The sequence below is a fragment of the Stenotrophomonas sp. Sm2128 genome (assembly GCF_030985535.1).
GTDB classification, from domain to species: Bacteria; Pseudomonadota; Gammaproteobacteria; order Xanthomonadales; family Xanthomonadaceae; genus Stenotrophomonas; species Stenotrophomonas maltophilia.
Map to the genome: position 1 here is coordinate 21,422 of NZ_JAPTFQ010000068.1, position 6,640 is coordinate 28,061.

7 protein-coding genes are annotated in these 6,640 nt (G+C 67.3%); 3 read left to right on the forward strand and 4 right to left on the reverse strand.

Features of this window, described 5'->3' with window-relative positions:
- Nucleotides 1-7 precede the first annotated feature (7 nt).
- Nucleotides 8-1,105, reverse strand: coding sequence for a Glu/Leu/Phe/Val dehydrogenase dimerization domain-containing protein (locus O0K41_RS17195; protein ID WP_005410578.1), 1,098 nt, complete (start codon nucleotides 1,103-1,105; stop codon nucleotides 8-10).
- A gap of 278 nt (nucleotides 1,106-1,383) precedes the next feature.
- On the opposite strand from O0K41_RS17195, the gene O0K41_RS17200 reads away from it, so the two are divergent.
- Complete coding sequence (locus O0K41_RS17200) at nucleotides 1,384-2,460, forward strand: HDOD domain-containing protein (RefSeq protein WP_005410577.1); 1,077 nt, start codon at nucleotides 1,384-1,386, stop codon at nucleotides 2,458-2,460.
- A 3-nt stretch (nucleotides 2,461-2,463) separates the two neighbouring features.
- Here the strand turns inward: O0K41_RS17200 and O0K41_RS17205 are convergent, their stop codons facing one another.
- From O0K41_RS17205 to O0K41_RS17215, 3 genes are all read right to left on the reverse strand, one after another.
- Nucleotides 2,464-4,056 (reverse strand): phospholipase D family protein, encoded by a 1,593-nt coding sequence (locus O0K41_RS17205; protein ID WP_088436168.1) that lies wholly within the window; start codon nucleotides 4,054-4,056, stop codon nucleotides 2,464-2,466.
- A gap of 130 nt (nucleotides 4,057-4,186) precedes the next feature.
- Nucleotides 4,187-4,885, reverse strand: coding sequence for an RNA pseudouridine synthase (locus tag O0K41_RS17210; RefSeq protein ID WP_049450998.1), 699 nt, complete (start codon nucleotides 4,883-4,885; stop codon nucleotides 4,187-4,189).
- 47 nt (nucleotides 4,886-4,932) lie between these two features.
- A complete protein-coding gene (locus O0K41_RS17215) occupies nucleotides 4,933-5,433 on the reverse strand; it encodes a M48 family metallopeptidase (RefSeq protein WP_005414217.1) in 501 nt (166 codons plus the stop codon).
- 62 nt (nucleotides 5,434-5,495) lie between these two features.
- Between O0K41_RS17215 and O0K41_RS17220 the strand changes: the two genes are divergently transcribed.
- Together O0K41_RS17220 and O0K41_RS17225 are read left to right on the forward strand one after the other, a co-directional pair.
- Nucleotides 5,496-6,053 carry a DUF2058 domain-containing protein gene (locus O0K41_RS17220; RefSeq protein ID WP_005414218.1) on the forward strand — a complete coding sequence of 186 codons (558 nt, stop codon included), beginning with the start codon at nucleotides 5,496-5,498 and terminating at the stop codon, nucleotides 6,051-6,053.
- A gap of 170 nt (nucleotides 6,054-6,223) precedes the next feature.
- Nucleotides 6,224-6,490: a DksA/TraR family C4-type zinc finger protein gene (locus O0K41_RS17225; protein ID WP_049451018.1), complete on the forward strand. Its 267-nt coding sequence runs from the start codon at nucleotides 6,224-6,226 to the stop codon at nucleotides 6,488-6,490.
- Nucleotides 6,491-6,640: the final 150 nt, after the last annotated feature.

Sequence of the window (6,640 nt, forward strand, 5' to 3'; positions counted from 1 at the left end):
TGCAGCCTCAGCCGCCGCGCAGGTTGCCCAGTCGCGGAGTGCTGCGGCCCAGCGGCATCTTCAGCTTGCCGATCGACAGGATGCGGCTTTCCGCAATGCGATCGGCGGCCCGCTGCGGCGCGATGTTCTCGCGCTGCGACAGTTCGAAGATGCGGGTGAGGTTGTGGTAGATGCTGCGGATCAGGCGCATCGCGCGTTCGCGGTTGTAGCCGTCGATCTCCAGCGACACGTTCATCACACCGCCGGCGTTGACGGCGTAGTCGGGGGCGTAGAGGATGCCGCGCGCATGCAGTTCGTCGCCGATCTCCAGGCTCGACAGCTGGTTGTTGGCAGTGCCGCAGATGATCTTGGCCTTGATCCGCGGCAGCGTGTCGGCGTTGATCGCGCCTTCCAGCGCACACGGTGCGAACACATCGGCGTTCACTTCGTGGATCTCGTCCGGCTTGACCGCCTCGGCGCCGAAATCGCTGACTGCACGATCAACCAGGGCACTGTCCAGGTCGGTGACATACAGCTTGGCACCGCGGTCACGCAGCAGTTTCACCAGTTCCATGCCGATGTGGCCCAGACCCTGCACCGCGATGCTGGTCTTGCCTACTTCCTCATGGCCGAACTTGAAGCGCATCGACGCCATCAGCGCCTGCAGTGCGCCGTAGGCCGTGAAAGGCGCCGGATCGCCGGAGCCACCATGGACCTGGTGCACGCCGGTCACGAACTGGCTCTCCAGGTAGATGTTCTCCATGTCGTTGACGTCGGTGCCAACGTCCTCGGCGGTGATGTAGCGGCCGCCCAGTGAATCGACGTAGCGGCCGAAGGCGCGGAACAGTACCTCGGTCTTGTCCGTCTTCGGGTCGCCGATGATCACCGCCTTGCCGCCGCCCACGTTGAGCCCGGCCAGCGCATTCTTGTAGGTCATCGTCCGGCTCAGCCGCAGCACATCGGCCAGCGCCTCGTCGGTGCTGGCGTAAGGGCGCATGCGCACGCCGCCCAGGGCGGGGCCCAGGGTGGTGTTGTGGATGGCGATGATCGCCTTCAGGCCGGCATCGTGGTTGTGGCAGAACACCACTTGTTCGTGGCCGGTGGTGGCGAGGGTTTCGAATAGCATGGCGTCTCCGATGGCGCGAACAGCGGCGAACTGCAGCGAACGGCCAGTGAACGGTAGGGTCCCAAAACAAAAAAAGCGACGTCGTCAGTGCAGGGGGACGGGTCGCGCGGCGCCATTCTAGTCCATTCCCCCGGTCGCTGCCGTCGACATCGCCGCCCTTCCGGTTAAAGAAGATGAAAGTGCGGCCGATGCTGCGACGACGGCGGGTGGCCGGATTCGCGTGAAGAGGCAGGGCGGTCAGTGACGGCAAGGGCACCACAACGACAGGGCAGGCGGCGATGACGCCGGCCTGGTGGCGATCGCTGCGCGGCTGGCTGGCGCGCTCGACCGGGGCGGCTCCGTTGCGCCTGGCGGCCGTATCGCGACAGGCGGTCGCTGCTGCCGCAGCCAGCCTTCAGGGCGAGGCGCTGCAGGCCGGTGAGATCGCCGCCCACCTGCAGCGCGGCCTGCATGCACTTGCCCTGTACCCACGGCTGGCTGGCGAGCCTGCCCCCGTGCAGGATCCGGCACTCGGCGAAGCGGTGGCGCGCGCGCTGCAGGACCGTGACTGGGCCGCCCGGCACCTGCCACGGCGCCCGCAACTGCTGCCGCAGCTGATCCAGACCGTCAACGACGATGCCGCCTCGGCACGGGTGATGGCGGCGATCATCGGCCAGGACCCGGTGCTGACCGGAAATCTGCTGCGCATCGCCAACAGCCCGGCCTACAAGGTGCATGAGCGGCCAGTGGAAAGCCTGCAGCGTGCGGTGACCCTGGTCGGTACCGAGGGCGTGCGCCAGATCATCAGCGCAGTGCTGGTGCAGCCGGTGATGCAGGTGCAGTGCGGCATGTTTCCGCAGTTCAGCACGATCATCTGGGAGCACGCACTGCTGGCTTCGCGTGCGGCCGCCGATCATGCGCGCACGGTCACCTTCGGTGATGCCTTCGCTGCGCAGTGGCTGGGCCTGGTGCAGGGGCTGGGGTCAGCGCTGGTGATGCGCCAGCTGCTGCAGGAAGCGCAGGCACGCGACGAAACCGTGGAGCCGGCGCTGGCCCTGCAACTGCTCCAGCAATGGTCGTTGCCGCTGGCACAACGCGTGGCTGCAGCCTGGGAGCTGCCCGAGCCCGTGCACCAGGCACTGGCGCCGGAGGCCGATGGCCCACTCGCCGACAGCCTGCGTCTGGCCAGCGCTGCGGCGGCAGCCAGCCTGCTGTGCCGGCATGGACATGCCAGCCAGAGCCGCATGCTGGCCCTGCTCGAACAGTTGCCTTCAGCGCCGCCGCATGCCCTGCGTTGGATCTGGCGGCGCCTGCATGGACGCAGCGTGGAAACACGTGATGAGGCCGGACAGGAAGAGGCGGGTCCAACGCCCTGAGCGCTACAGCTGCGATTCGACCGGCAGCCAGCTGATCACCCGCGACAACCAGCGTTTGCGCGCTGTTGCCCCCGGCTCCGCCTCCACCCAGTGCGGTGGCGGTTCGCGCTCCAGCCAGCGCAACCGGCGACGGTCATCCAGCGCCAGCCACCAGCTGTGCCTGGGATCAGCCAGGCGCAGGTACTCGTCCCGCAGCTGTGCGCCCAGCACCGGGTCGTCGAACAGCACGCCCATCTCGGTGTTCAGATAGGCCGAGCGCGGGTCGAGGTTGAACGAACCGACAAAACCGCGGCGGTCATCGACCAGGAACGCCTTGGTATGCAGGCTGGCGCCGCTGCTGCCGAACACGCCGGCATCGCCGGACTGCCCTTGTGCCTTCAGTTCGTAAAGGTGGACGCCGGCTTCGAGCAACGGCACGCGGTAGCCCATGTAGCCACCATGTACGGCGGCGACGTCATTGGCGGCCAGTGAGTTGGTGACCACGCCGACCTGCACGCCCCGCCCGGACATGGCCGAAAAGCCATCCAGGCCCTCCTTGCCGGGAACGAAGTAGGGCGAGATCAACAGGGCCTTGTGCCTGGCGGCCTGCAGCTCGCTGATCAGGGTCGACACCAGCCAGGCAGCGCGATCGTCCTTGCGGTGCTTCATCGGCGGGTCGGACACGATGCGCACTGCACCGCTCCAGCGCAGCGGCTCGGGGCTCGGGCGCTGCCGCTTGCGCGATTCGGCCACGCGCGCCAGGTACGGCCGGGCCACGTCCCGCTGCGCCTCATGGTCCGATTCGCGCACCAGCAGGCGCAGTTGTGCGTCGGTATGGAAGGCAAGCGCGGATACCGGAATGGCGGTTTCGCTGTTCCAGTAGTCGTCGAAGATGCGGTTGGCCTGCTCCACGGCGGGGCCGGCGACCAGCAGGTCCAGATCCTGGAAGTTCACATCGGTGCGCGCGCTGAAATACTCCTCGCCGATGTTGCGGCCACCGACGATCGCGACGCGGCCATCGGCGATCCAGCTCTTGTTGTGCATGCGGTGGTTCACGCTGAAGAAGCGCTGCACCATCTCCACCATGCGCAGGATGCCGGTCCGGTTGCGGAACGGGTTGTACAGGCGGATCTCGATGTTCGGATGCGCATCGAGCGCCATCATCAGCGCGTCCTTGTCCTTGGCATTCATGTCATCAAGCAGGATGCGCACGCGCACGCCGCGCTCGGCGGCGTCATACAGCGCCTTGGCCATCAGGTGGCCGATCAGGTCGTCGTGCCAGATGTAGTACTGCAGGTCCAGGCTGCGGCCTGCGTGCGTGGTGATCATCGCGCGTGCGGCGAAGGCATCCATGCCATCACTGAGGAAGGCCACGCCGGACTGGCCGGGATGGGCCTCCTGCAATGGCACGATCTGCTGGTCGATGCGGGTCTGCGCCGGCTGCAGTGGCAGCACATGCGAAGGCGTGCCCCGTGCCTGCGGCGTGAGGTGGTCGGCCAGCAGCAGGCCGGACAGCACCAGCAGCACCAGCGCAGCGAGAATGATTGCAGCGATGCGCAGCAGGCGTCGCCACAGCGGCTTGGGCAGGCTCATGCCCCGATGGTAGAGCCACGCCATGCGTGAAGGAATGCCTGCAGGATCGACAGGGGGTCAGAGCCCTTGCCTTCGGCACGGGATCCCACCCCGAGGGGGCGTCACCGATGGGGGCGGATCCCATTCCACAGGAAAGGGCTCTGACCCGCACACCTCAGAACCGCTCGTCGCTGCCCAGGTAGCGCCACTGCCCCGGCGGCAGCGGCCCCAGCGCCACGCGTCCGATACGCAGGCGGCGCACCCCGGTCACCTGCAGCCCGGCGGCTGTCACCGCTGCACGCAGGCCCTTGGCGGTAAGCCCCTTGCCGGCAAAGCGCAGGCGTTGTTCGCTCTGCCAGCTGACCTTGCCGCCGCCGGCCTCCTGCTGCAGACGCGCCATCAGCCATGGCCCACGCTCCGGGCCGCCTTCGGCCACTTCGATCAGGTATTCCTGCTCGGTGCGGCCCAGATTGCGCTGCAGATGGGCCAGCGCGGCCGGATCCTGGCTGACCACCACCAGGCCGCTGTCGCTGGCCGGAAGCGAGGCGGCCAGCTGCAGGCCATGGAAGTGACGCTGCAGCGGACGGATGTCGCTGGCATCGAGTTCGCTGCGGCTGTCACTGCTGACCAGCGCACACAGGGTCTCAGCGGCAACGCCGGCCGGCTTGTTCAACAGCATGCTGACCCGCTCGGCCTTTTCATCGCTGGCCTGCGCGGCTACGACGATCACCGCGCTGTCATCGACCGGGCGCTGCGGCTGCTCCACCACGTCGCCGTTGACCGTGACCCAGCCGCCTTCGATGTAGCGTCGCGCTTCGCCGCGCGGGATGCCGAGCAGGGCGGACAGGCGTTTGTCGAGACGGATCGGTTCCATGGCGGCAAGGTCGGGCAGGGGGCGCGCAGTGTAGCTGCTGCGGCCGGTCAGCGCTGGCCGCGGTTGGCCAGCTCGGTCAGGTACAGGCGGGTATCGAACTCCAGCTGCAGGTACTCCGGCTCCATGTGCTGGCACAGCTGGTAGAAGGCCTTGTTGTGGTCGGCTTCCTTCAGGTGGGCCAACTCATGCACCACGATCATGCGCAGGAACGCTGCCGGTGCCTGGCGGAACACGGTGGCGATGCGGATCTCGCGGCTGGCCTTGAGGCGGCCGCCGTGCACGCGGGAAATGGCGGTATGAGTGCCCAGCGCGTGCTTGATCACTTCCAGCGTGTTGTCGTAGCAGACCTTGTTGAGCGGCACCGACTTGCGCAGGTAGCGGTCCTTCAGCTCCTGGGTGTAGTCGTACAGCTGGCGGTCGCTGCGCACTTCATGCGGGTCGGGGTAGCGCTGCTGCAGCCAGGGGCCGAGCTTGCCCTGCGCCAGCAGTTCGCTGACCTGGGCGACCAGGGGTTCGGGATAGCCGGTGAGGTACTTCAGGACTGCCATGCAGGGGCGGCGGGGCGTCGGTAGAATGGGGCATCCAAGATTACACGCGGTACGCACCGACCATGGCAAAGCCCAACGCGCTGCAGGAACAATTGCTCAAGGCCGGCCTGGCCAAGAAGTCGCAGGCCAGCGCCGCCGCGCGCGAGCAGGCCAAGGCCCGCCAGGGCAAGGCCGAATCGACCTCGGCCGAGGTCCAGCGCGAGGCTGAACGCGTCCGCGCCGAGAAGATCGAGCGCGACCGCGCGCTGGCCGCCGAGCGCAATGCGCAGGCCAGGCAGGCTGAACAGAAGGCGCAGGCGAAGCAGATCATCGCGGCCCATGCCGTGCCCCACAAGGGCGATGACGAGTACCGCTTCAGCGATGGCACGGCGATCCGCACCCTGCTGATCGACCCCAAGCTGCGCAAGGCGCTGTCGGTGGGCGTGCTGGTCATCGTTGCCCACGGCGACGGTTACGCGCTGCTGCCACGTGCTGCTGCCGAGAAGGTGCGTGAGCGCGCCCCGGAAGCGATCATCGTCGACCACGGCCAGCCGGGCTCGACCGCGGAGATCTCCACCGGCAACGCCGAGGACGACGCCTACTACGCCCAGTTCCAGGTGCCGGACGACCTGGTCTGGTAAACAAGAAGGGGACGGAGGGGATTAAGTCGCAATCGGCTTGATCGAACCCATCCGCGCTCTGTTCGTCTTCCTGAAGAGCAGCCGAGCGTGGCTCGGATCTACATTAAGGCGTGCCTTTTTGCCGGGGTGTATCGTCTCCATATCAGGCGACACACCTGCGGAGGATGGCCATGGCTACCGGTTGGGCGGGAGACGGCGCGGTCCAGGACCAGATCGACGCCACCGTCGACGATGCGATCGCCCGCGCGCGGCGCCAGCTGCGGCAGGGCCCGGGTTTGGACCACTGTGAGGAATGCGACGCGCCGATCCCGTTGGCGCGGCGCCAGGCTGTGCCTGGTGTTCGACTGTGCGTGGCGTGCCAGCAGGCGCATGACGACGAAGAACAGGCGCATGCCGGCTACAACCGGCGTGGCAGCAAGGACAGCCAGCTGAGGTAAGGGGTGTTTTATTGCAGGGCTGCGCCCTGCACCTGCAGAAGCAACGTCAACATCAAAGGCTGGCATTCCGTGGGTTGGCAGGGCGGTGTCGGAGTGCGGGGACGCCGTGAACCCGTCCATGGGGGCTTGGCCGCGGCATCCATGCCGCGG